The organism is Bacillus sp. SRB_331 (genome assembly GCF_003264175.1).
Taxonomy (GTDB): Bacteria; Bacillota; Bacilli; order Bacillales; family Bacillaceae_G; genus Bacillus_A; species Bacillus_A mycoides.
Genome location: NZ_NADV01000135.1, coordinates 1 through 334, shown reverse-complemented (window position 1 = coordinate 334; position 334 = coordinate 1). Strand labels below are relative to the sequence as shown.

Genomic DNA, 334 nt, shown 5'->3' with positions numbered 1-334 from the left:
GTTGTCATCTGACAATTTCCCAGGTTCTCTCCAGGCTTTTTGAAGATAAGTTCCAGCGGATTATCACTCTTTAATCCCGTATGAACCGTTACTGGTGCTTTCCACCCCAGTCTCTTCTTTGGTCGATGGTTGATAGCATGTTCTATTGCTTTCAACAACCATGGCCAATCCTCTTTATTCCACCTCAACTCTGAAATCAGAGCTTGAAATAAAGACTTCAGTGCCTTATTCACAACCTCAACTGTCCCGTTAGGATAGTGAATATACGCTGTGGTCCAATGTTGTTCCACACCCGCTTTCTTGGCAAAGCTCCTCATTACTTCTGAAAGAAAGT

1 protein-coding gene is annotated in these 334 nt (G+C 43.1%); it reads right to left on the bottom strand.

What is annotated here, in order from left to right; genetic code table 11:
- Positions 1 to 334 (bottom strand): hypothetical protein (locus tag B5P42_RS32230; protein ID WP_220089417.1); only part of this gene is annotated, 334 nt, incomplete at both ends.